General features: G+C 58.2%; 22 protein-coding genes. 11 read left to right on the top strand and 11 right to left on the bottom strand.

The window, feature by feature from the left end; all coding sequences use genetic code 11:
- Positions 1-56: 56 nt before the first annotated feature.
- From AACZ86_RS11160 to AACZ86_RS11180, 5 genes are all read right to left on the bottom strand, one after another.
- A complete protein-coding gene (locus AACZ86_RS11160) occupies positions 57-1,034 on the bottom strand; it encodes a nitronate monooxygenase family protein (RefSeq protein ID WP_339692521.1) in 978 nt (325 codons plus the stop codon).
- 70 nt (positions 1,035-1,104) lie between these two features.
- The gene (locus tag AACZ86_RS11165; RefSeq protein ID WP_339692523.1) at positions 1,105-2,133 is read right to left on the bottom strand and encodes an acyl-CoA dehydrogenase family protein; all 1,029 of its coding nucleotides are present in this window, start codon (positions 2,131-2,133) and stop codon (positions 1,105-1,107) included.
- Positions 2,134-2,251: 118 nt separating this feature from the next.
- Complete coding sequence (locus AACZ86_RS11170) at positions 2,252-3,406, bottom strand: acyl-CoA dehydrogenase family protein (protein ID WP_339692525.1); 1,155 nt, start codon at positions 3,404-3,406, stop codon at positions 2,252-2,254.
- A gap of 105 nt (positions 3,407-3,511) precedes the next feature.
- Positions 3,512-5,473 carry an alkyl sulfatase dimerization domain-containing protein gene (locus AACZ86_RS11175; RefSeq protein ID WP_339692528.1) on the bottom strand — a complete coding sequence of 654 codons (1,962 nt, stop codon included), beginning with the start codon at positions 5,471-5,473 and terminating at the stop codon, positions 3,512-3,514.
- 125 nt (positions 5,474-5,598) lie between these two features.
- Complete coding sequence (locus AACZ86_RS11180; RefSeq protein ID WP_339692531.1) at positions 5,599-6,396, bottom strand: enoyl-CoA hydratase-related protein; 798 nt, start codon at positions 6,394-6,396, stop codon at positions 5,599-5,601.
- Positions 6,397-6,499: 103 nt separating this feature from the next.
- On the opposite strand from AACZ86_RS11180, the gene gspH reads away from it, so the two are divergent.
- Both gspH and gspI read left to right on the top strand, forming a co-directional pair.
- Positions 6,500-6,979, top strand: a complete 480-nt coding sequence (gspH, locus tag AACZ86_RS11185; protein WP_339692533.1) for a type II secretion system minor pseudopilin GspH — start codon at positions 6,500-6,502, stop codon at positions 6,977-6,979.
- Positions 6,976-7,380: a type II secretion system minor pseudopilin GspI gene (gspI, locus tag AACZ86_RS11190; RefSeq protein ID WP_339692535.1), complete on the top strand. Its 405-nt coding sequence runs from the start codon at positions 6,976-6,978 to the stop codon at positions 7,378-7,380. Before gspH ends, gspI begins: the two co-directional genes overlap by 4 nt.
- A 23-nt stretch (positions 7,381-7,403) precedes the next feature.
- Here the strand turns inward: gspI and purU are convergent, their stop codons facing one another.
- Positions 7,404-8,264: a formyltetrahydrofolate deformylase gene (purU, locus tag AACZ86_RS11195; RefSeq protein ID WP_339692536.1), complete on the bottom strand. Its 861-nt coding sequence runs from the start codon at positions 8,262-8,264 to the stop codon at positions 7,404-7,406.
- A gap of 126 nt (positions 8,265-8,390) precedes the next feature.
- Between purU and AACZ86_RS11200 the strand changes: the two genes are divergently transcribed.
- From AACZ86_RS11200 to AACZ86_RS11240, 9 genes are all read left to right on the top strand, one after another.
- Complete coding sequence (locus AACZ86_RS11200) at positions 8,391-9,140, top strand: 6-phosphogluconolactonase (RefSeq protein WP_339692538.1); 750 nt, start codon at positions 8,391-8,393, stop codon at positions 9,138-9,140.
- Positions 9,141-9,266: 126 nt separating this feature from the next.
- Positions 9,267-10,796 carry an acyl-CoA synthetase gene (locus AACZ86_RS11205; RefSeq protein WP_339692540.1) on the top strand — a complete coding sequence of 510 codons (1,530 nt, stop codon included), beginning with the start codon at positions 9,267-9,269 and terminating at the stop codon, positions 10,794-10,796.
- Positions 10,797-10,800: 4 nt separating this feature from the next.
- Positions 10,801-12,099, top strand: a complete 1,299-nt coding sequence (locus AACZ86_RS11210) for a cytochrome P450 (RefSeq protein WP_339692541.1) — start codon at positions 10,801-10,803, stop codon at positions 12,097-12,099.
- A gap of 75 nt (positions 12,100-12,174) precedes the next feature.
- Positions 12,175-13,605, top strand: coding sequence for an aldehyde dehydrogenase family protein (locus AACZ86_RS11215; RefSeq protein WP_339692543.1), 1,431 nt, complete (start codon positions 12,175-12,177; stop codon positions 13,603-13,605).
- 132 nt (positions 13,606-13,737) lie between these two features.
- Positions 13,738-14,910, top strand: a complete 1,173-nt coding sequence (locus AACZ86_RS11220; protein ID WP_339692545.1) for an acetyl-CoA C-acetyltransferase — start codon at positions 13,738-13,740, stop codon at positions 14,908-14,910.
- Positions 14,911-14,972: 62 nt separating this feature from the next.
- Positions 14,973-15,755, top strand: coding sequence for an SDR family NAD(P)-dependent oxidoreductase (locus tag AACZ86_RS11225; RefSeq protein WP_339692548.1), 783 nt, complete (start codon positions 14,973-14,975; stop codon positions 15,753-15,755).
- Positions 15,756-15,816: 61 nt separating this feature from the next.
- Complete coding sequence (locus AACZ86_RS11230; protein WP_339692550.1) at positions 15,817-16,689, top strand: crotonase/enoyl-CoA hydratase family protein; 873 nt, start codon at positions 15,817-15,819, stop codon at positions 16,687-16,689.
- A gap of 35 nt (positions 16,690-16,724) precedes the next feature.
- On the top strand, positions 16,725-17,357 hold the full coding sequence (locus AACZ86_RS11235; RefSeq protein ID WP_339692551.1) for a TetR family transcriptional regulator: 633 nt from the start codon (positions 16,725-16,727) through the stop codon (positions 17,355-17,357).
- Between the two features lie 22 nt (positions 17,358-17,379).
- Positions 17,380-18,366 carry an MBL fold metallo-hydrolase gene (locus tag AACZ86_RS11240; RefSeq protein ID WP_339692552.1) on the top strand — a complete coding sequence of 329 codons (987 nt, stop codon included), beginning with the start codon at positions 17,380-17,382 and terminating at the stop codon, positions 18,364-18,366.
- Positions 18,367-18,375: 9 nt separating this feature from the next.
- Here the strand turns inward: AACZ86_RS11240 and yghU are convergent, their stop codons facing one another.
- From yghU to AACZ86_RS11265, 5 genes are all read right to left on the bottom strand, one after another.
- On the bottom strand, positions 18,376-19,266 hold the full coding sequence (gene yghU / locus AACZ86_RS11245; RefSeq protein WP_339692555.1) for a glutathione-dependent disulfide-bond oxidoreductase: 891 nt from the start codon (positions 19,264-19,266) through the stop codon (positions 18,376-18,378).
- 114 nt (positions 19,267-19,380) lie between these two features.
- Entirely contained in the window at positions 19,381-19,695 is a 315-nt protein-coding gene (locus AACZ86_RS11250; RefSeq protein WP_339692560.1) for a DUF1330 domain-containing protein, read from the bottom strand.
- A gap of 10 nt (positions 19,696-19,705) precedes the next feature.
- Positions 19,706-20,902, bottom strand: coding sequence for an acyl-CoA dehydrogenase family protein (locus tag AACZ86_RS11255; protein WP_339692562.1), 1,197 nt, complete (start codon positions 20,900-20,902; stop codon positions 19,706-19,708).
- A gap of 124 nt (positions 20,903-21,026) precedes the next feature.
- Positions 21,027-22,139 carry an acyl-CoA dehydrogenase family protein gene (locus AACZ86_RS11260; protein WP_339692565.1) on the bottom strand — a complete coding sequence of 371 codons (1,113 nt, stop codon included), beginning with the start codon at positions 22,137-22,139 and terminating at the stop codon, positions 21,027-21,029.
- Between the two features lie 30 nt (positions 22,140-22,169).
- A partial coding sequence (locus tag AACZ86_RS11265) for a CoA transferase (protein WP_339692567.1) occupies positions 22,170-22,753 on the bottom strand: 584 nt, incomplete at its 5' end.

Raw genomic sequence — 22,753 nt, forward strand, 5'->3', positions numbered from 1 at the left:
CAATCCACAATTAAACAAAAGCCCCCGGAAGCAATTCCGGGGGCTTTTCTGTTCGTTCAGCCTGCCATGAAGCCCTTGAGCCGCTGGTTGATGATCTGGTCCGCTTCGGCCATGATCCGGTCGATCAGTTCCTGACAGGTCGGGATATCGTTGATCAGGCCGGCCACCATGCCGCAACTCCACGCGCCGGCGTCCATCGTGCCTTCCATCATGATCTTCGGATAGACGCCCGCGACTTGCTCGATAACGTCGGAGAATTGCAGGTCGGCGCCTTTTTCCTTTTCGATTTCGAGCAGCCGTTCGACCGCCGCATTGGTCAGCACGCGTTCGGTGTTGCGCAAGGGGCGCATGACGAGGCGGGTATCCAGTTCGCTGGCGGCGACGATCGCGTCCTTCACATTCTGGTGGACCGGCGCTTCCTTGGTAGCGATGAAACGGGTGCCCATGTTCATGCCTTCTGCGCCCATGGCGAGCGAGGCAACCAGGCTGCGACCATCGGCCTGACCACCGGAGGATACGAACGGAATGTCCAGTTCGTCGGCAGCGCGGGGCAGCAGGATCATGTTCGGAATATCGTCTTCGCCGGGATGGCCACCGCATTCGAAGCCGTCGACGGAAACCGCGTCACAGCCGATGCTCTGGGCCTTCAGCGCGTGGCGGACGGCAGTGCATTTGTGGATCACCTTGATGCCGGCGCCGTGTAGTGCGGGAAGCACCTGGACCGGATTGTTGCCGGCGGTTTCGACAACCTTGACGCCGCCGTCGATGATAGCCTTGACCATGCCTTCATAATCGGGGGAATTGACCACGGGCAGAAAGGTCAGGTTCACACCGAACGGCTTGTCGGTCATCTCGCGGCATTTGGCGATTTCATCGGCCAGTGCTGCTGCAGTAGGCTGGGTCAACGCGGTAATGATGCCGAGGCCGCCGGCGTTGGACACCGCAGCGGCGAGTTCGGCAAACCCTACATAATGCATGCCGCCCTGGATGATCGGATGTTCGATACCGAAAAGCTCTGTAATGCGTGTTTTCATAGGGTTAGCTCCTGTTTTTGGAAGATATGGAAGCATCTCTGCTCCCTACCGGAATCATTTAATTGGGCGATTAACTAGCAATCCATTGGCCTGTTGTCACGCCTTTCCAGATCTGGTCGGGTAACGTTACGGCAAGCGCTTCGCCGAGCAATTTCGACCAGTGATGCTCGTTGCCCAGCGCATCGCGCCACGCCCACAGGCGGCGGGTATAATGGTGCAGGTCATATTCCTGGGTATAGCCCATCGCGCCGTGCACCTGATGGAAGGGCACGGTGACCGCCTCGACGCTATGGCCGATCTGGACCTTGGCGATGACCGCCTCGTGCCAGGCCTGTTCCGGATCATCGCTATGACGGGCAATGGCGCTCGCCGCCTGCGTCGCGGCCATGGTCGCGGCGGCGCATTCGGAAGCGGCAACGGCGAGCTGCTGCTGGATCGCCTGGAATTTCGACAGCGGCCGTCCGAATTGCTCACGCTGGGAAACATAGTCGATCGACAGATTCAGCGCAGTTTCCATCGCAGCTGCCATTTGGACGGCGCGAACGGTCAGGACCAGCGCTTCGACTGCCCGGCGGGAAAGATCGGTTTTCGCCGACTGTTCCACGACATGACCGGAAAATACGAATTGTGTCATGCCGTCGGGCGACAGCGATTCTTCCGGCGAACGGACCGCAGCGCGATTGTCGAACAGGGATATCTCGTGATGCGCTTCGTCGAACAGGACAATCTTGTCGGCGCGCATGCCAAAGGGGATATCGGCGCTCGGCGTATGACCGCTAAGCGCGAAGCTGGCGCTGCCGTCCGCCGGTGCTAGACCGGCCCGGTCGAGCATCCAGTTGGCGATCAAAGTCTCGGCAAAGGGCACCGGTGATGCCGCCTGCGCCGAAGCCCATATTGCGCCGAATGTCTCGTCATAGTCCGCGCCAAATCCGCCATTGGCCTCGCTGACCCATGCCAGCGGCAGGCCGTTTTCGGTCAGCGCGTCCCACAGTGCTTGGGGATATTCGCCGGCCTCTGCCTGGTGCGGGACTTCACGACCGCATAGGTCGGTGTAAATTTTCGCCGCGGTTTCGGCGACCATGCCTTCGGTGTTGATCATGATAAAAGGGCGCCTTGAATAGAGCCGTTGGCACTGAGCTTGTCGAAGTGCGGCCGTTGCCGGTGATGGTCCTTCGACAGGCTCAGGACGAACGGTGTGATATGTATGGTTCCTGACATCAGCGTAACCCCAATTGCCGCGCGGTGATCCCGCGCATTACCTCGGTCGTGCCACCCCGTAATGTATTGGGCGGGGAGCGCAGCACGCCGATATTCATGATCCGCCGCATATCCGGGCTCCAGTCTTCGGCGGGAAGGTCGTTGAGCATCGCGCGGACTTGCATCGTCAGGTTATTTTCCAGCCGGTTGCCGAGATCCTTGACCAGTGCCGCTTCGGTTTCGGGCGACACGCCTTGCTTGAGCAGATTGGCAATGCCCCAGGACATGCCTTTCAGTGTGCGCAGGCTGGCGATCAGCTTGCCGAGCCGGGCGTGGCTGTCCGAGCCCATTTTGCCGCTGAGTTGATATAGCGCGGTTTCCAGAGTGATATAGCTCGACAGGAAGCGTTCCGGTCCCGAGCGTTCCATCGCCAGTTCGCCAGTCACCTGAGCCCATCCGCCGCCTTCTTCGCCGAGCAGGCAGTCGTCAGGAACGATCACATCCTCGAAATAGACTTCGTTGAAATGGGCGTCTCCCGACAGGTCGACAATCGGCTTGATCGTCACGCCGGGTAGACTGAGATCGATCATGATCTGCGACAGGCCGACATGGCGGTTGCGGCCATCGGCTGGCGAGGTGCGCAGCAGAGCGACCATATAATGCGAGATATGCGCGCCGGAGGACCAGATTTTCTGGCCGTTGATCTTCCAGCCTTCGGCGACTTTCTCGGCCTTGGTTTTGACATTGGCGAGATCGGAACCCGCGCCCGGCTCGCTGAGGCCAATGGCGAAATAGCATTCACCGGCAGCGATGCGCGGTAATATGTCGAGCTTCTGTTCCTCGGTGCCATGTTTGAGCAACATCGGTGCGTGCTGGCGGTCGGCGATCCAGTGGGCACCGACGGGTGCGCCGGATCGCAAGGTTTCCTCGGTGACGATATAGCGTTCGAGTGCGCTCTTGTCGTGGCCGCCATATTGGCTCGACCAGGTCAGGCCGATCCAGCCGCGCTTGCCCATCTTCTTTGAAAATTCCGGATCGGCGGAGGCCATCCAGCATTCCGGTTCGGGCCGGAAATTGCCGGCCTTGCGCTCTTCGCTCAGGAAGGCCTGCAATTCGCTGCGCAATTCTTCAAGCGCAGGATCGGGCTGGACGACGGGGAAGTTAAATCTTTGCATGGGCAATCCTTATTACAGCAGACCCGTTCGTGCTGAGCCTGTCGAAGCACCTTGGCAAGCGTCCTTCGACAGGCTCAGGAAGAACGGTGATTGGCGCAGATCCGGTCACGGCGTCACAATATCAAATTGCGGGTCTACCTCGTCAAGCGCGCCGAACATAGATGCCATTAAGGCCGCATTGCCGCTGATGACCATTTCCTTGTTCTGGATCAGCTCCAGCGGATTGGCCTCACGCATCAGCAATTTGGTGAACAAGGCGCGGCTGATGGTGATCTGCGTATCCGATCCGTCCGCGGTGATGTCATAATCTTCCCCGCGCGGGAACATCACGCTCTTGCCCAGATCTATGCTGACCGCTTCTTTCCGGTCGGGGAACCAGAAGCGGATGATGCCGCCATCGCCCTGCATCTTGGCCGGGTTGAAGCGGGTTGCCATGGCATCGAACAGGTCGACCGCCGGGATGCCGTTCAGCACCTTTTCACTCGCCGTGCTGATCGAATTCTTGACGTTATTGCCTTCGCGAAGCTCCTTGGCGCCGACCAGATAGATATTCCGCCACGTTCCGGCTTCGGTCTGGAAGCCGAGTTGTTCATAGGTGGAGGCCAGCCATTTTTTGGCCGTTTCATCCTCCGGAACGGCGAACACGAGATGGTTGAAAACGGTTGCTGCCCAGCGGTAATCCCCGGCTTCGAAGGCCTTTTCGCCTACCGCCAGAGCCTTCTTGGCGCCGCCCATAGCCGCGACATATTTTTTCGAGGCTTCTACCGGCGGCAGCGCATGATAATGGGCCGGGACCGCGTCCCACCAGCCGAAATAGCGTTGATAGACCGCTTTGCTGTTGTGGTTGAGCGTGCCGTAATAATCGCGCACACCAAAGTCGGTAGCGGCGAAATCCGGTTCGCCGATATTCTCGGCAATCTCGTCCATCGTTGCGCCCTGATTGGCCTGACGCATGGTCTGGTCATGGACATAGCGATAGATGCCGCGCTGGTTTTTCAGCGCCGCCTGCACCTTGTCGCTGCCCCAGGTCGGCCAGTGATGCGAAGCCAGCATCAGGTCCGATTTCGCGCCATAGCGGGCGAGCATATCATCGATCACCTTGGACCATTTCAGCGTGTCACGGACCAGCGCGCCGCGCGGGGTGAGGACATTGTGGAAGGTACGGGTCACCACTTCTGCAGTGTGCAGCGCCTTGAACCGGGGCAGGTAGAACACCAGCTCGGCTGGCGCTTCGGTTTCGCCGGCGTCCATGAAGTCAAAGGCGATGCCGTCGACTGTCAGGCTCTCGCCGTCCTTGCTGATCGATCTGGTGGGCGGGATCAGCGCGACATTGCCGCTCGATATTTTCTGGCCCAGTCCGCCGCCGACATGACCGGCCTTGCCCACCGGCAAAGCGGTGCCGAATTGAAACTGCACCCGGCGATTCATCGCGGTTCCGGCGATCACGCTTTCGCCGATCGATTCGGCGAGAAAGCCGTGCGGTGCGATGACCTGTATCTTGCCCGACTGGATGTCTTCGGGCGAAGCGACACCGGACACGCCGCCAAAATGGTCGCCGTGGCTATGGGTGAAGATCACCGCCACGACCGGCCGGTCGCCCAGCGTCTTGTTGGCCAGCGCCAGACCAGCCTTGGCCGGAGCGGGCGTGGTCAGCGGATCGATGACGATCCAGCCGGTCTTGCCGGCGATCAGCGTCATCTGCGCCAGATCATAGCCGCGGATCTGGTAGATGCCGGGCACGACCTCGAACAGGCCGTGGATGCTGTTCAGCTTGCCCTGCCGCCAGAGCGAAGGGTTGACCGTGTCGGGTGCTGCGCCCTCGATAAAGTCGAACTGGCGCGAATCCCAGGCGACGGAACCGTCTTCGTTGAGAATCTTGTCGTCGGCAATCTTGGCGAGAAAGCCGCGATTTGCATTTTCGAAATCTGTCTGGTCGGCGATCGGCAGGCTGGCGGCGACCTTGGCATTGGCGGCTTTGGTCGCTTCGGTGGCGATGCCTTGCGGAGGAACTGCCAGTGTTGGTGCTGCCGACATCAAGGCGACGATCAAAATAGCGGTCTTGTTCATTCTATCCCTCCTTCTGGTACCCCTGCGCAGGCAGGGGCCCATCTCCCGAAATTTCCTATATGCACCGGCCGGAGACAGGCTCCCGTCTTCGCGGGAATGCTGTCTCGCTGGCCGCCAAATCAGATTCACGCCCCTTTGAACACGGGCTTTCTTTTCTCGAGTATCGCATCAATCGCTTCCTGATGATCGTCAGCCTGCTGCAACACGCCCTGGAACAGAGCCGCCTGATCAAGATTTTCCTTCAGCGTCACGCTCTGCGCGGTCCGCACCAGTTCCTTGGTCTTGCGGATGGCCTGCGGTGGCAGCCCGACGACCATTTCGGCCAGTTCATAGGCACGCTCGAGCAGCTTATCATTGGGTACGACTTCCGACACCAGGCCGTAATCCAGCGCTTTGGCGGCGTCGATAAATTCGCCGGTGAACAGCATCTGGTTCGCCCGTGCCTGTCCGATAATCCGCGGTAGCAACCATGCGCCGCCATCACCCGGAATAAGTCCGACCCTCAAAAAACTCTCGGCAAAAATCGCGTCCTCGCCAGCGATGCGGATATCGCACATGGTGCTCAGGTCATTGCCCGCGCCGATCGCATGGCCGTTGACCGCTGCTATCACCGGAACGGAAATTTGCGAGAAAGCCAGCGGAATGCGCTGGATACCGGTCTTGTACCAGTTCTCGATTTCCAGCGGCGTCATATTCTGCTCGGCGGTCATCGCCTTGATCTCGTGCAGATTGCCGCCGGAAGAGAAGCTCTTGCCATTGGCGGCGAGCACGACGCAGCTGACGCCGGCATCGGCATCGGCCTTGTTGATCGCATTGACTATCGCCTCGCACAGATCCGTTGACAGTGCGTTGCGCGTTTCCGGCTTGTTCAGCGTGATTGTAACGATGCGGTCATTTTTCTCGTAGAGAATGACGTCAGACATCAAAAATTCCTTTTCCCAGCGTTTCTTATCTTATGCCCCTGTCATTGCAGGGGACAACGGATTCTGCAAGACTCGCTCCGATCAAATCGCTAAATGGAGATCAATGATCCCGCAGAATGATCCCAATACTAGCGATAATGCTGCCGGCTTCACCCTGGTGGAATTGATGGTCGTGCTGCTGATCATCGGGCTGATGGCGTCGGTCGTCGTCTTTTCCTTCCCGGGCGGCAGCAGCGATCTCGAAGAAGATGCCCAGCGCTTTGCGGCGCGCACGGCGGCGCTGCGAGACAATGCGATATTGCAATCGCGCCCGATGGCGGTGCAGGTCACGCCCTCCGGATACAGTTTTCTGGAACGGCGCAAGGGCAGCTGGTCGGTGATCGAGGACAAACCGTTCGTGTCGACCAGCTGGTCCAGCGGCGTCCGCGCGGCCACCGGCGAGACCGGACCGATGATGATCAGTTTTGAAAGCACGGGCCTGCCCAGCGAGCAGGCGGAGCTTGTCTTGCAGCGCGCAGAGCAGAGCAGGCGGGTGTTGATCGCTCCGATGGGTGACGTGAAACTGGCCGGAGCGGCGCCATGAGAAAGTCTGGCGAGCGCGGCTTCACCCTGATCGAAATGCTGGTCGCGCTATCGGTGTTCAGCCTCGCCGCGCTGGCGCTAATCCGGCTGCAGGCCTTTACCACCCATAATGCCGCCGAACTGGAACTGCGGGTTGTCGCACAATCGGTGGTCCGCAACCGGGCGGTCGAAATTCTCACGGACCCGCGCCCGCCAAGCCTCGGCGACAGCAGCGGCGAGGAGCAGAATGGCGGTCGCAACTGGATCTGGACGCAAAGCGCGCGAATCGCAGATGACGAGCGATTCGTGCAGGTCGATATCACGGCGCGGGAAAAGATCAGCGGTGCCCCGGCGTCGCTGACGATATTGCGGCCGGCCGGAGAGTTGCGCGCGGTCGAGCCGCCGCCACCGGCCGACGAGTAGCGTCAAACCGGCTTGCTGTCTCTCTAGCGGAACACCACCGTGCGGTTGCCGTTGAGCAAGATCCGGTGTTCGCCGGCCCATTTGACCGCCTTGGCCAGAACCTGAGCCTCGATATCGCGGCCGATCCGGATCATTTCCTCGACGCTGGCGCGATGGTCGACGCGTTCCACCGCTTGTTCGATGATCGGGCCTTCGTCGAGTTCGGCGCTGACGAAATGGGCGGTCGCGCCGATCAGCTTGACGCCGCGCGCATGGGCCCGGTGATAGGGTTTGGCCCCCTTGAACCCGGGCAGGAAGCTGTGATGGATATTGATGCAGCGGCCGGCCAGTCTGGCGCTGAGGTCATCGGACAATATCTGCATATAGCGCGCCAGGATCAGATAATCGGCCTGTCCCTGCTCCATCACGTCCAATATGGCCTGTTCCTGTTCCGCGCGATTGTCGTCGGTCGCGGGGAAATGGTGGAAGGCGACGCCATGCCATTCGGTCAGGTCGCGCAGGCTTTCATGATTGCTGACCACGCCGACAATATTCGCCGGCAGTCCACCGGTTTTCCAGCGGTGCAGCAAGTCGTTCAGACAATGGCTGCCCTTTGACACCGCGATGACGATATTGGGTTTCACCGCGCCGCTGACCAGGGTCCAGTCGAGCGCATATTGCTTGCCGATCAGCGAGAATTTCTCCGTCAGGGCATCGAGACTCGCCGGGAATTTCGCGCCTGCGCCCTTGAACTCGACTCGCATGAAAAAACGGTCCTGCTCGAGATCGGCATATTGCTGGCTGTCGAGAATGAAGCCCTCATGCTCCGCCAGAAATCCGGCAACAGCGGCAACCAGACCGACCCGGTCATCGGCAGTAAGGGTAAGAATATAGTTATCGGTCATATGGATATCGCCTTTTCGAGCCCCAATTGGCCCAAAGTGGAGAATTTTAAAAGGGGGGATTTACCCTTGTGTTGAGGTCTGCAGCGATTAGAAGCCGAGAGACTTTATACAGATCTGGACATAGTGATGAGCAAACTCGAAGACGCATTAGAAAATTTCGATTCGGACGACCTGCCGGAAGACGAGGAATCGACGCTCGAATGGTGGGATTTTGACGATGCCGACGAGATGGTCGCTGCCGTCGCCGGAGATATCCAGTTCATAATCGAAAGCGCCCTTGATGCGCGCGGCGATGCCCTGCTCGCCTTACCCGTCAGTGACGAAGCGATGCCGGTGCTCGAGGCGCTCGCCGAAAAACAGATCAAGTGGAAACATGTCACGATCATCCCGACTGATGATCTTCTGGTGCGGCTCGACGATCCGCGCAGCCACGTCAAGAAACTGGCGCAACTGTTCCTGACCCGCGGCGCGCGGGTGCTGCCACTGGCACCGGATCACGAGGATTATCATATGGCCGGCGCCGCGGCCGATGCGCGGCTGCGCGATACCAAATGGCCTGCGGACCTGGTCTGGCTCGGCATGGGCGAAGGTGGTAGCACTGCCGGGATCATGGAAAGCGCCGATATGGAAGAGGCGCTTGACGGCCCTCCGGAAAAACTGGTGGTTGGCCTGCTTCCCGATGACGGGGACACGCCGCTGGTCACGCTGACCAAGGCAGCGATTTGTGAAGCGCGAACCGTGATCGTCCTGCTCAAGGGTGCGGCGAACCAGACCGTGCTCGAATCGGAAATTGAACAGGGCGCGACGAGCATGGCGCCAATAGGCCGGATATTCGCCGATTTGGCCGTGCCGGTGGATATTTATGTAGAAAATTAGGGGCAGTTGCCGCTTTCTATCGTCAATCGGTGTGACTATCGATTGATTTAACTGCACGATTAAACCAAGGTGCTGCCATTGCGAATCGCCCGGACGGGTGATCGATCAATTGGAGAGCGCCAACCTATGCATCCCTATCTGCACGCCAAGGAGAATCCCGACATGCCAGCCGTCATCATGGCCGGATCCGGAGAAGTCATCACTTATGGTGAACTCGACAAGCGCTCCAACCAGATAGCCCAGCTTTACCGGTCACGCGGTCTGCAGATTGGCGATACGGTTGCGATCTGCATGGAAAACCATCCGCAGTTTTTTCCGGTCACTTGGGGTTCTCAGCGCTCCGGCCTGTTTCAGGTCGCCATTTCCAGCCGTCTGACCGCCGAAGAGGTTAGCTATATTCTGAAGGATTCCGGCGCGAAGCTGCTGATCAGTTCGGCTAAAATGCTGCCCGTCATTGATCAGATCCGCAAGCTGAACCCCGATGTGGATCAACTGGTCTACGGCGTCGATGATGACCGGAATATGGAAAGGGCGCTCGAATCGATGCCCGATACGCCGATCGCCGATGAGCGGGCCGGAGTCGACATGCTTTATTCTTCCGGCACCACCGGCCAGCCGAAGGGGGTTAAGCTCCCTTTGCCGGAAAATGAAGATATTGCCGGACCCAATAGCATCGCGAATCTGGCGCAGATGATTTTCGGTTTCCACAAGGATTGCGTCTATCTTTCCCCCGCTCCGCTATATCATGCCGCGCCGCTGCGCTGGAATATCGCGGTGCAGGCGCTCGGCGGTACCAGCATCGTCATGGAAAAATTCGATCCCGAACTGGCGCTGCAGCTGATCGAGAAATATAAATGCGATGTCGGCCAGTGGGTACCCACACATTTTGTCCGGATGCTGAAATTGCCGGAAGAGGTTCGCGCCAAATATGACGTGTCCTCGATCAAGAGCGCGGTCCATGCTGCTGCTCCGGTGCCGGTGCCGATCAAGGAAGCGATGATCGAATGGTGGGGTCCGGTGCTGAACGAATATTATGCCGGGACCGAAGGCAACGGCTTCGTCTTCTGCAACAGCGAAGGCTGGCTGGCGCACAAGGGTTCGGTCGGACAGCCGATCAATTGCGTGGTTCATATCTGTGACGAAAATGGCGAGGAAGTCGCCGTTGGCGAAGAAGGCCAGATCTATTTCGAGAGCGGTTCGAAGTTCGAATATCATAATGATCCGGAGAAGACCAAGGCGGCGACTCACGCCAAGGGCTGGACCTCGCTCGGTGATGTCGGGAAGCTCGACGAGGACGGTTTTCTCTATCTGACCGACCGCAAGAGTTTCATGATCATTTCGGGCGGGGTGAATATTTACCCGCAGGAAATCGAAAATCTGCTGATCACGCACGACAAGGTTGCGGATGCCGCCGTCATCGGTGCGCCGGACGAGGATATGGGCGAGAAGGTCGTCGCGGTTGTGCAGCCCATGGATATGGCGGAAGCGGGAGATGATCTGGCACAGGAACTGGAAGCCTATCTGCGCCAGTCGCTTTCCGGCGTCAAAATCCCGCGGCAGATCGACTTTCGCAGCGAATTGCCGCGCCATGCGACCGGCAAGCTCTACAAAAGGCATTTGCGCGACGAATATTGGAACAAGCAGGAAGCGGGATAGTCTGATGGCAACATATGCAGAGCCCATTTTGACCGGCGAAGATGCGCTGGCGATCATCGATCCGGCCAATTATGTCGACTGGGACAGTCTGCTCGACCGTTTCGACAGGTTGCGTAGAGAGACCCCGGTCGTCCGCGTGGTCAATGACGAGGTCCATGATCCGTTCTGGCTGGTCACCAGCTATGACGACGTGATGAGGGTGAGCAAGGATAACAAGCTGTTCCTCAACAGCCCGCGCAGCGTCACCTTCAGCGACAAGAACAGTGGTGCTTTCGTCAAATCGATCACCGGCGGCGATCCCAATCTGGTCCGTTCGCTGGTCGCACTTGATGCGCCCACCCACCCGAAATATCGTCGGCTGACGCAAGACTGGTTCATGCCGAAGAATCTCGGCAAGATGGAAGACGAGATCAGGGCGCTGGCGAAAGTCACGGTCGACCGGCTGATCGATGCGGGCGGCGAGGCCGATTTCGTGCCGCTGGTGTCCGCACCTTACCCGCTCCATGTGGTGATGCAGATATTGGGCGTGCCGGAAGCGGACGAGCAGTGGATGCTGTTTCTCACCCAACAGATGTTTGGTGGACAGGACGAGGATCTCAACAAGTCCGGCATGGCGAATATGACGCCGGAGCAAATCATGCAGCTGGTGGTCGGCGCCGTTGCCGATTTCGAAGCCTATTTTGCCAAGCTCACCGCCGAAAAACGCGCCAGTCCGTCCGATGATGTCGCAAGCGTGATCGCGAATGCAAAAGTCGACGGCGAACATCTCAGCGACCGGGACATGGCGGGCTATTATATCATCCTCGCCGCTGCCGGTCACGACACGACCTCGGCCTCGACGGCAGGGGCGATGATGGCGCTTGCTCGGGATCCCGAACAATTTGCGCGTCTGAAAGCCGACCGCGATCTGTTGCCGGGGATTGTCGAGGAAGCGATCCGATGGACGACTCCGGTGCAGCATTTCATGCGCACCGCGGCCGAAGACACCGAGCTGGGTGGACAGAAAATCGCCAAGGATGACTGGCTGATGATCAGCTATATTGCGGCCAATCACGACGAGAGCGTGTTTCCCGACCCGCGCAAATTTGACGCGAGCCGCTCGCCCAACCGGCATCTGTCCTTTGGCGCGGGCGCGCATCAATGTCTCGGGCTGCATATGGCGCGGCTGGAAATGCGGATATTGTTCAACGAACTGCTCGACCGGATCGAGACGCTGGAACTGGCCGGAGAGCCGAAGCGCGCCAAATCAACCTTCGTCGGCGGGCTGAAAACCCTGCCGATACGATATAGTCTATCAAAATGAATGGCGCTTGCGCCCTTGTAATGCAGTATAAGCGACTCAAATAGAACGGAACGGCAGACCTCAAAGGAGAGCGAAATGGTTACCCAATATAAGAATTTGATCAACGGCGAGATGGTCGGCACGACGGACGTGCTGGACGTCGTCAATCCGGCCAATGAAGAAGTCATCGGTCAGGTGCCCGCCTCCGGTGAAGCCGAACTCAACAGTGCGGTTTCGGCTGCGCGTGCCGCGTTCAAGACCTGGTCGAAAACACCGATCGACGAACGCCGCAAGGTGGTTCAGGCGATTGCCGGAGTGATCAACGAGAATAATGACGAGCTGTTCCGCCTGCTCACCGCAGAGCAAGGCAAACCCCATGCGCAAGCTCAGGGCGAAATCGCCGGTGCTGCCTATATGGCGGGTTCGCAGGCAACGCTGGAACTTGATGACGAGATCAACGAGGATACAGAGCAACGGCTGAGCCGTACCCGCCGCGTGCCGGTCGGTGTCGTCGCCGGTATCGTGCCGTGGAATTTCCCGGTGATGATGGCGGTGCAGAAAATCGCCCCCGCACTCTTGTCCGGCTGCACGATCGTGCTCAAACCATCGCCGTTCACGCCATTGACGACCTTACGTCTTGCCGAACTGATCAAGGATGTTGCCCCTCCGGGTGTCGTCAATATCATTACTGGCGAAGACAGCCTCGGTCCGTTGATGACGTCGCATGCCGATATCGACAAAATCACCTTCACCGGTTCGACCGCGACCGGCAAGAAAATCATGGAAGGCGCTTCCAAGGATCTCAAGCGGATCACGCTGGAACTGGGTGGAAATGACGCATCAATCGTCCTTCCCGACGCCAATGTCGAAAAAGTCGCCGAGCAATTGTTCTGGTCGAGCTTTACCAATGCCGGCCAAATCTGTGTCGCTGCGAAACGCATCTATATCCATGAGGATATTTATGACGAGCTGAGCGCGGCCATCGCGGCATTCGCCAAGAATGTGAAAGTCGGCGACGGCGCGCAACAGGGCACCGCGGTTGGTCCGGTCCAGAACAAGAAGCAATATGAGCGGGTGCTCGAGCTGATCAAGGACGCCAAGGATAACGGCTATAAGTTCCTGGTCGGCGGCGATGCCAAGGAAGAGGGCATTCCCGGCTATTATGTACCGATCACGATCCTCGATAACCCGCCGGAAGATGCGCGTATTGTTGCCGAAGAGCAATTTGGACCGGTCATGCCGCTGATGAAATTCAGCACCACGGATGAGGCGATCAGCCGCGCCAATGCCAGCGAATATGGTCTTGCCGGCGCTGTGTGGACCGCCAATCCCGACGAAGGTGTCCGGGTTGCCGAACAGCTGGAAACCGGCACTGTGTGGGTCAATGAATTCCTCCACCTGTCACCTTTCGCACCCTTTGGCGGACATAAACAGTCCGGCTTTGGCGCCGAATATGGCAAGGAAGGGCTGCTGGAATTCACCTATCCTCAGGTGATTACGGTCAAGAAAGACAATGTTCCGGCCTAACTGCCGCTGATCGAATTGAAAAAGCCGATTATCACTATTGTGATGATCGGCTTTTTCATTTGACGCTAGGCTTTCTGGGGTTTAACCGGTCAGTTAAATTTTCGACTCTCAACCTATCAAAGGAATAAGATTATGGCAGAAGCCTATATTGTTGACGCGGTTCGTACCGCTGGTGGTCGTCGCGGCGGCCGTTTGGCCGGTGTGCACCCGGTGGATCTTGGTGCTGCCACGCTTAACGCGATTGCCGAGCGCAATGATTTCGACGCGAGCGCTATCGAAGACGTGATCACCGGTTGCGTCATGCAGGGTGGCGAGCAGAGCGGCGACGTCGGTCGCAACGCGGTTCTCGCATCCAACCTGCCCGACAGCATTCCTTCGGTTTCGATCGATCGCCAATGCGGCTCTTCGCAACAGGCCATTCAATTTGCGGCGCAGGGCGTCATGTCCGGTACTCAGGACATGGTTCTGGCGCACGGCATCGAAAGCATGACCCGCGTACCGATGGGTTCAACCTTCAAACTTTTCAAGGATGCGGGCCTCGGCACCAACATGTCGGAAGGACTGCAGGCAGCCTATCCCGGCATTCAGTTCAGCCAGTTCATGGGCGCCGAAATGCTGGTCAAGAAGCACGGCTTTACCCGTGACGACCTCGACCAGTTCGCTCTGGAAAGCCACCACAAGGCGATCAAGGCCGTCGAATCCGGTGCCTTTGATAAAGAAATCATCGCGATCGAAATCGAAACCGCCGAAGGCAAGGAACAGCATAAGGTCGACGAAGGCATTCGCTTTGACGCCACCAAGGAAAGCATTGGCGCTGTGAAGCTGCTGCAGGAAGGCGGCGCGATTACCGCTGCCAATGCCAGCCAGATTTGTGACGGATCGAGTGCGGTTCTGGTCTGTTCCGAACAGGCGCTGAAAGACCATGGTCTGACCCCGCGCGCGCGGATCGTGAATATGACGGTAACCGCCGGTGACCCGGTCATCATGCTCGAAGAACCATTGTTTGCAACCGACCGCGCTCTGCAGCGTGCCGGCATGAATATCGGCGAAATCGATCTTTATGAAGTGAACGAAGCCTTCGCTCCTGTTCCACTCGCATGGCTGAAGCATGTCGGTGCGGACCGTGACAAGATCAACGTCAACGGCGGCGCAATCGCTCTGGGCCATCCGCTCGGCGCTTCCGGTACGAAATTGATGGCGACCCTGCTCAACGCTATGGAAGCGCGCGGCTCGAAATATGGCCTGCAGACGATGTGCGAAGGCGGCGGTCAGGCGAACGTCACGATCATCGAGCGTCTCGGTTAATGTAAATTATCGTCATCCTGAACCTGTTTCAGGATGACGAATGATAGAAGAAAGACAAGAATATGGAACTCAACAGTAATATTTCAGCCGTCATTACCGGTGGTGCATCGGGTCTTGGCGCGGCAACCGCCCGTCGTCTCGCTGCCAAAGGCGTCAAAGTCGCCCTGTTCGACCTCAACGAAGAAAAAGGCGAAGCACTGGCGGCCGAACTCGGCGGCGTTTTCTGCAAGGTCAACGTGACCGAAGACGACAGCGTCGATGCCGGCTTTGAAAAAGCACGCGCGGCCAATGGCCAGGAACGTATCCTCGTGAACTGCGCCGGTATCGGCAACGCGATCAAGACCGTCAGCCGTTCCAAGGAAGATGGCTCCATCAAGCATTTCCCGATGGATGCCTTCAACTTCATCATTCAGGTGAACCTGGTCGGTACTTTCCGCTGCATCGCCAAATCGGCGGCCGGCATGCTGACGCTTGATCCACTCGCCGACGGCGATCGTGGCGCAATGGTCAACACCGCTTCGGTGGCGGCAGAAGACGGCCAGATCGGCCAGGCGGCTTATTCCGCTTCCAAGGGCGGCGTTGTCGGCATGACATTGCCGATCGCGCGCGATCTTTCCCGTGAAGGCATTCGCGTCAACACCATCCTGCCTGGCATATTCGATACGCCGCTGCTCGCTGGTGCACCGCAAAATGTCCGCGATGCTCTCGGTGCGATGGTTCCGCATCCTCCGCGGCTGGGTCAGCCCGACGAATATGCGGCGCTCGCCATGTGCATGATCGAGACGCAATATTTCAACGGCGAAGATGTCCGTCTCGATGGCGGCATCCGGATGGCACCGCGCTAGACCAAATAATCAGGGGGCTGCGAGAAACTCGCGGCCCTTTTTGTATCTGATGGAGAAGTTCATGACCGACTATACGCAGATCCTCTATGACGTCGCCGACAATATCGCGACGATCACGATCAACCGGCCGGAAAAGATGAACGCCTTCACCGGTACGATGATCCGGGAAATGACCGACGCCTTTGATCGGATCGATGCCGATGACGATGTGCGTGCCGTGGTCGTGACCGGAGCCGGTGACCGCGCCTTTTGCGCCGGGGCCGATCTGACTCCCGAAGACGGCAGGAAACCCTTCGCCAGCGACGATCCGGTGGAGGATTATTCCGATCCGCGCGTCCGCGATGGTGGCGGTCTGCTGATCCTGCGCATCTATCAGTGCCTGAAACCGGTGATCGGTGCCATTAACGGCGTTGCCGTCGGCGTTGGCGCGACCATGTTGCTGCCGATGGATATGCGGCTGGCCAGCGAGACCGCGCGCTTCGGTTTTGTTTTCGCCCGGCGCGGAATTGCTCCCGATGGCGCTGCCAGCTGGTTTCTGCCCAATCTCGTCGGACGGGCGCAGGCGCTGGAATGGTGTCTGACCGGCCGGGTTTTTGACGCGCAGGAAGCGCTCAGGGGCGGTCTGGTCCGTTCGCTGCATAAACCGGAAGAATTGTTGCCCGCCGCTTATGCCCTGGCGCGGGAGATTGTCGACAATACGGCGCCGGTATCAATCGCCGTGACGCGGCAGATGCTCTGGCAATTGCCCGCTGCCGCGCATCCGATGGAAGCGCATAAGGTCGATAGCCGGATCATCTATAATCGCGCCAAATCCGCCGATGCAAAAGAGGGTATCGCAAGCTTTCTGGAGAAGCGCAGTCCGGACTATCCCGATAAAGTGTCCTGCGACCTACCAGACAGCTTCCCTTGGTGGGAAGAACCTGTTTATAAGTGACCGAAATGTGACATAGTGCGTATAGGGGAAGATGAATGACCGTCGACAAACTGGTGGCCAAGGCGAATGAAGCGGGTGCCCGGGACAAGCTGATCGAGACCGCCAGCCATATCATGCGCGATGGCGATACGATTGATATTTCCTTCAGCGAACTGTCGGTCCTGTCCGGTCTTAACAGCGCGCTGGTCAAATATTATTTCGGCAACAAGGACGGTCTGCTCGAAGCTATTCTGGAACGGGATATGGATAATATTCTGGTTCAGGTCGGTCTGCTGATCGAGAAGGACTGGCCGCCGGAAGACAAGCTGCGCCACCATATCGGCGCGGTGATCGATACCTATCATGAATTTCCCTATCTCAACCGCCTGACCATGCGGCTGATTCGGGAGCTGCCGCCGGAAGGCGCGCGCAAAATCGCGGACAAATATCTGAAACCGCTGTCCGACGCCTATAATATTTTTGTCGGTGCCGGCATCAAGTCCGGCGTGTTCCGCGAAATGAATCCCGATCTTTTCTATTCCGCCGTCACCGGCGCGGCGGATCGCTTCTTTACCGGCAAGCTGGTCTGGAAATATTGTTATGGCCGCGACGATTTCGACGAACGGATGCGTGATTCATACCGCGAGCAGACGGTTGATCTGATCATGGCCGGTATTTTGAAACACTGAATTGCCATCGGGGAGCGGGCTGATGAAATTGCGATCGACATTGGCTGGAACCGTGCTTGCGCTTGCTCTTGCGACACCCGCCCTGGCCCATGGCGTCCACGACCATGACGGAAAGACCGCGCCATCCTATGGCACGCTGACGCCGATGGACGAGCTGATGAAAGCATTCGGCTGGGATTTCGACAAGGCGGAAATCAAGACCCAGAAAATCGCCGACGGCCTTTATGTCCTGTTCGGGCTGGGTGGCAATATTGCGGTGTCGGTTGGCGAGGACGGCACGCTGATCGTTGATGACCAGTCGCCAATGCTGATGCCCAAGATCAAGGCCGCGCTGAAGGAAATCGGCAGCGACGACGTCGATTTCGTGATCAACACCCACTGGCATTTCGACCATGCCGACGGCAATCTGGCATTGGGCAAGGAAGGCAGCTGGATCGTTTCGCAATCGAACAGCCGCGACAAGATGCAGCGCGACAATATCGTCAATTTCGGTCCGTTTGCGGCCGAGCAAAAAGCCTATCCGAAACATGCCCTGTCAGACATTACTTTTGACACGACCATGCAGTTTCACATCAACGATCAGAAGATCGACCTACTGCATGTCGGCCCCGCTCACACAACCGGTGATGCAGCGGTTATTTTCCGCGGGGCCAACGCGGTCCATTTGGGCGATGTGTTCAATAATAGCGGCTATCCGTTCATCGACGCCGACAATGGCGGCGATCTCGCCGGGATGATCGCCTTTTGTCAGGCGGTGCATGACGCGATCGACGACAAAACCACAGTCATCCCCGGGCATGGCCCGGTCACCGACCGCGCCAAGCTGGCCCGCTATATCGAGGTGCTGACCATCATCCAGGGCCGCGTGCAGACGCTGATCGATGACGAAAAGTCGCTGGAGGAAATTATCGCGGCGAAACCGACGGCGGATTTCGATGCCGAATTCCAGAGCAGCGAAGCAATGCTGCCAAGCTTCCTCAGCCGTGTTTACGCGAGTCTGACCCGCTAGAAGCGGTCTTTACTCCGCCGCTTCTTCTTTCGGTTCCAGCTTGTCCTGCGTGCGCAATTCGAAATCGCTGGCGTCGTGCCGTTCGCGCAGCTGGCCTTCCAGTTCACCCCAGGCTCGGTTGACCATCTTGCCACGCTGTACGGCAGGACGCTCGGCGATCATGTCGGTCCAGCGGTTCATATTCTTGTATGAAGCAGTGTCGAGAAATTCGGAGGCTTCATAGACGACATTCTTGACCAGCGCGCCATACCACGGCCAGATCGCCATATCGGCAATGCTATATTCGTCACCGGCCATATATTCATTGTCGGCAAGATGGCGGTCGAGAACGTCGAGCTGGCGTTTGACCTCCATCGCGAAGCGGTCGATGCAATATTCGATCTTCACCGGCGCATAGGCATAGAAATGACCAAAACCGCCGCCGAGATAGGGGGCGCTACCCATTTGCCAGAACAGCCAGTTGAGCGCTTCGGTGCGCTTGTTGTGATCGCTGGGCAGGAATTCACCGAATTTTTCGGCGAGATAGAGCAGCATTGATCCGGATTCGAACAGGCGGGTCGGCTTGTCGGTGCTGTGGTCCATCAGCGCCGGAATCTTGCTGTTCGGATTGATGTCGACAAAGCCGCTGCCGAACTGGTCACCTTCGCCGATATTGATGAAATAGGCGTCATATTCCGCGCCCTTGTGGCCGAGAGCGAGAAGCTCCTCGAGCATCACCGTGACCTTCACGCCATTCGGCGTTGCCATGGAATAGAGCTGCAACGGATGCTTGCCGACCGGCAGTTCCACTTCCTTGGTCGGGCCGGCAATCGGCCGGTTGATATTGGCGAAGCGGCCGCCATTGGCCTTGTCCCATTTCCAGACTTTCGGGGGCGTATATTCGGGCAGATTGTCGGTCATGGGATCATTCCTTTTGGATTGGCCGTTGTTGCTTTGGACAAGCGGTAGCATTTGCAATCGCACCGATCACGCAAGTTTTTCTGCGTCCGCTCCAAGCGGATTTATGAGCGCCGCCTAATTGCGCGGCGGGATGGCGTGGACCATGGTCAGAAATTGCAGGGTCGTTCCCGCACGGCGATGCTCGGACAGGGCCTGATATTCCGGATCATTATACCAGGCGGTGGCCGCTTCCTCGTTCGGGAATTTGAACATCACGACCCGGCCTTCGGGTGGCGCCGCCCCTTCAAAGGTGACGCTGCCGTCGTCATAGGTGATGAACTCCCCGCCATGCCGTTTCAGGATCGGGAAAAATCCCTTTTCATATTCACGATATTTCGCCGCATCCTGAACGGTGAAATTGGCGACGACATGGACGGGTTGTTCGGTCATCATCTGGTTCCTAGTTCATTTCCGCGAAGGTTTTGTCTTTGTCGACCCGCACATCCTGCGGCAGGCCGAGTACCCGTTCGGCAATGATATTCTTCAATATCTCGTCGGTACCGCCAGCGATTCTCAGACCCGGCGCCCACATGAAGCTTTCCTGGAATATCGCATCGGAAGGTGCCTCGTCCTTGTCGGCTATGATGCCGAAATGGTCCTGCATTTCGATCGCGCTGTTGCAGATATCCTGCAAATGGTTGGCGTTGATGATCTTGCCGATCGCATTTTCCGGTCCCGGTGTTTCGCCGCGGGACAGGGCGGTCTGGGTGCGGAATTTGGTCAGCTTGTAACCCTGCGCCGCGACATACCAGTCGGCCAGTTTGGCGCGGAACGCCTGGTCGGAAAGGGTGCCGGCCGAGCGGGCGTAATCCATGATTTCCTTCCAGTCCGGACCCGGAGATCCGCCGACCGCCAGCCGCTCGTTCATCAATGTGACCAGCGCGACTTTCCAGCCCATGCCGGGCTCGCCGAGACGGTCGCTGTCGGGAATGCGGACGTCGGTGAAATAGACTTCGTTAAACTCGCTGCCGCCCGACGCCTGATGGATCGGCCGCACGTCGACGCCCTTCTGCTTCATGTCGACGATGAACATGGTCAGGCCCTTGTGCTTGGGCACGTTGGGATCGGTACGGACCAAAAGGATACCATAATCGGAATAATGGGCTCCGGAAGTCCACACTTTCTGGCCATTTATGACCCATTCGTCACCATCTTTGACCGCTTTTGTCTTGAGACCGGCAACATCCGATCCGGCAGCCGGTTCGGAGAAAAGCTGGCACCAGACTTCTTCGCCCATCAAGGCCTTCTGGACATAGCGTTTCTTGTGCTCGTCCGAGCCGAAAGCGATCACGGTCGGCACGCACATGCCGAGGCCGATGGCAAAGGGGCCGGTTGGCGCGTCAAATTTGGCTTCTTCCTGTCCCCAGATGACCTGCTGCATCACGGTGCCGCCACGGCCGCCCATTTCCTTGGGCCAGGTGATTTGCGCAAAGCCGCCTTCCGCCTTTATCTTCTGCCAAGCTTTGGCGCGGGCGAGAAAATCCTCGCGGCCACCGGAGCGCAGCGCGCCCGGCGTTTTGGCCTTCAGATGTTGCGATAGAAAAGCCTGCGCCTCGGCGCGAAATTCTGCTTCTTCTGGTGTATCATTGAAATCCATAGTCTATTCCTTCACTTTATGGCCCGTGCGCGAATGTCCGTTCGTGCTGAGCTTGTCGAAGTACGAGTGCGCGCTAACCTGTCCTTCGACAGGCTCAGGACGAACGGCACTCTGGGTTCGGGATTCAGTCATTTTTTGCTTCTAGCGCGCTGACCAGTTTCTCTTTCCAGACTGCCGGGCTGCCCGCCTGGACGGCGAGCAATTTGGCGCGGCGGTAGAAGAGGTGGCAATCCACCTCCCAGGTGAAGCCCATGCCGCCGTGCGTCTGGATATTTTCCTTCGACGCAAACCAGAAGGCTTCCGACGCCGCGACCCGCGCCGCGGCTGCCGCTTCGGGCAGTTCCGCTGCGTTGCTCGATAAAGCCCAAGCGCCATAATAAGCGTTGGAGCGCGCGACTTCATTCTTCACATACATGTCGGCCAGCTTGTGCTTGATCGCCTGATTGCCGCCGATGGCACGGCCGAAAGCGACGCGCTCCTTGGCATAGGCGTTGGCCATTTCGAGACAGCGGGACGCGCCGCCCAATTGTTCGAAGGCGATCAGCACCGCAGCGCGGTCGTTGATCTGGTCGAGCAGCGTCATGCCATTGCCCGCTTCGCCGAGAAGCTCGGCTTCTGCGCCGTCAAAGCTGATCGTCGCATGGCTGCGGGTCGGTTCGAGCGTCTTGATCGGTGTCCGCGATACGCCGCTCTGGTTCAGGTCGACAATGACGAGGCTCTCGCCGCTGCCGTCTTTGACCAGCACCACAGCATGGGTCGCGATATCGCCATCGGTTACCGGGATCTTCTTGCCCGATATCGTGCCGTCCTTCAGCCGCGTGGCAATATTGCCGGTCTTGATTTCACCCGGACCTTCGCTGATCGCGATGCAGCCGACCAGGCTGCCGTCGGCAACTTTCGGAAGCAGTGCCAGTTTCTGATCTTCGCTGCCCGCCAGTTTCAACGCTTCGGCAAAGAAAAAGGCCGATGATCCAAACGGTACGGGAGCCAGGACGCGGCCCAGTTCCTCGGCGATTACGCAAAGCTCGAGCATGCCGAGGCCAAGTCCGCCATATTCTTCGGGAATGGCGGCGCCGAGCCAGCCCATTTCGACAATCTTTTTCCACACATCGTCATTGTGGCTCATATTTTCATCATCGAGCACGGCGCGAACATGCGCGCTGGTGCATTGGGCTTCGAGGAACTTGCGTGCCTCGTCGCGAAGAAATTTTTGATCGTCAGAAAAATCAAAATTCATGGTTCAAACCTCGTCCTGTTTATTATTATATTAGTCGGCATTAGCGGGCATATTCAGCGCGCCGCGTATTTCGTCATTGTCCGCACCCAATGTCGGCGGGTCGGCGTAGATGTTGGCCGGGCTGGCGGAATAATGGACCGGGTGCGTGATCGTCCGATATTTGCCGATCTTCTCGCCTTCGCGTTCCTGCCAGAAACCGACCTGCTGCAAATGGGGGTCGGTCAGAACATCCTCCATTCTGTTATAACGCATCGCCGGAATATTATGCTTGTCGAGCAGCGGCAGCCATTCTTCGGTGGTCTTGGTCGCGGCAATTTCCTCGATCAGGGCATAGAGCGCGGTGATATTCTTGGTGCGCTGGGAATAGTCGGCAAAGCGTGGTTCATCAAAGACGCCGGGTTTGCCGCCGAGCTCGAAAAACTTCCGCCATTGCGCATCATTATAAGGGACCAGACCGATATAGCCGTCCTTGGTCGGATAGGGCTTGCGGTTCTTGTTGATCGAGCGGGTGTAGGCGAGCTTGCCATTGCCGGGGATGAAGGTCTCGCCCCAGAGATTCTCGACCATGTTGAACCAGGTAAAGGCTTCGAACATCGGCACCTGGACAAATTGCC

The sequence above is a fragment of the uncultured Parasphingorhabdus sp. genome (assembly GCF_963975735.1).
Taxonomy (GTDB): Bacteria; Pseudomonadota; Alphaproteobacteria; order Sphingomonadales; family Sphingomonadaceae; genus Parasphingorhabdus.

Bases quoted from the DNA above. Each gene is read 5' to 3' on its own strand.
- AACZ86_RS11160 (WP_339692521.1), bottom strand. From the start codon at position 1,034: ATGAAAACACGCATTACAGAGCTTTTCGGTATCGAACATCCGATCATC.
- AACZ86_RS11165 (WP_339692523.1), bottom strand. From the start codon at position 2,133: ATGATCAACACCGAAGGCATGGTCGCCGAAACCGCGGCGAAAATTTAC.
- AACZ86_RS11170 (WP_339692525.1), bottom strand. From the start codon at position 3,406: ATGCAAAGATTTAACTTCCCCGTCGTCCAGCCCGATCCTGCGCTTGAA.
- AACZ86_RS11175 (WP_339692528.1), bottom strand. From the start codon at position 5,473: ATGAACAAGACCGCTATTTTGATCGTCGCCTTGATGTCGGCAGCACCA.
- AACZ86_RS11180 (WP_339692531.1), bottom strand. From the start codon at position 6,396: ATGTCTGACGTCATTCTCTACGAGAAAAATGACCGCATCGTTACAATC.
- gspH (WP_339692533.1), top strand. From the start codon at position 6,500: ATGATCCCGCAGAATGATCCCAATACTAGCGATAATGCTGCCGGCTTC.
- gspI (WP_339692535.1), top strand. From the start codon at position 6,976: ATGAGAAAGTCTGGCGAGCGCGGCTTCACCCTGATCGAAATGCTGGTC.
- purU (WP_339692536.1), bottom strand. From the start codon at position 8,264: ATGACCGATAACTATATTCTTACCCTTACTGCCGATGACCGGGTCGGT.
- AACZ86_RS11200 (WP_339692538.1), top strand. From the start codon at position 8,391: ATGAGCAAACTCGAAGACGCATTAGAAAATTTCGATTCGGACGACCTG.
- AACZ86_RS11205 (WP_339692540.1), top strand. From the start codon at position 9,267: ATGCATCCCTATCTGCACGCCAAGGAGAATCCCGACATGCCAGCCGTC.
- AACZ86_RS11210 (WP_339692541.1), top strand. From the start codon at position 10,801: ATGGCAACATATGCAGAGCCCATTTTGACCGGCGAAGATGCGCTGGCG.
- AACZ86_RS11215 (WP_339692543.1), top strand. From the start codon at position 12,175: ATGGTTACCCAATATAAGAATTTGATCAACGGCGAGATGGTCGGCACG.
- AACZ86_RS11220 (WP_339692545.1), top strand. From the start codon at position 13,738: ATGGCAGAAGCCTATATTGTTGACGCGGTTCGTACCGCTGGTGGTCGT.
- AACZ86_RS11225 (WP_339692548.1), top strand. From the start codon at position 14,973: ATGGAACTCAACAGTAATATTTCAGCCGTCATTACCGGTGGTGCATCG.
- AACZ86_RS11230 (WP_339692550.1), top strand. From the start codon at position 15,817: ATGACCGACTATACGCAGATCCTCTATGACGTCGCCGACAATATCGCG.
- AACZ86_RS11235 (WP_339692551.1), top strand. From the start codon at position 16,725: ATGACCGTCGACAAACTGGTGGCCAAGGCGAATGAAGCGGGTGCCCGG.
- AACZ86_RS11240 (WP_339692552.1), top strand. From the start codon at position 17,380: ATGAAATTGCGATCGACATTGGCTGGAACCGTGCTTGCGCTTGCTCTT.
- yghU (WP_339692555.1), bottom strand. From the start codon at position 19,266: ATGACCGACAATCTGCCCGAATATACGCCCCCGAAAGTCTGGAAATGG.
- AACZ86_RS11250 (WP_339692560.1), bottom strand. From the start codon at position 19,695: ATGACCGAACAACCCGTCCATGTCGTCGCCAATTTCACCGTTCAGGAT.
- AACZ86_RS11255 (WP_339692562.1), bottom strand. From the start codon at position 20,902: ATGGATTTCAATGATACACCAGAAGAAGCAGAATTTCGCGCCGAGGCG.
- AACZ86_RS11260 (WP_339692565.1), bottom strand. From the start codon at position 22,139: ATGAATTTTGATTTTTCTGACGATCAAAAATTTCTTCGCGACGAGGCA.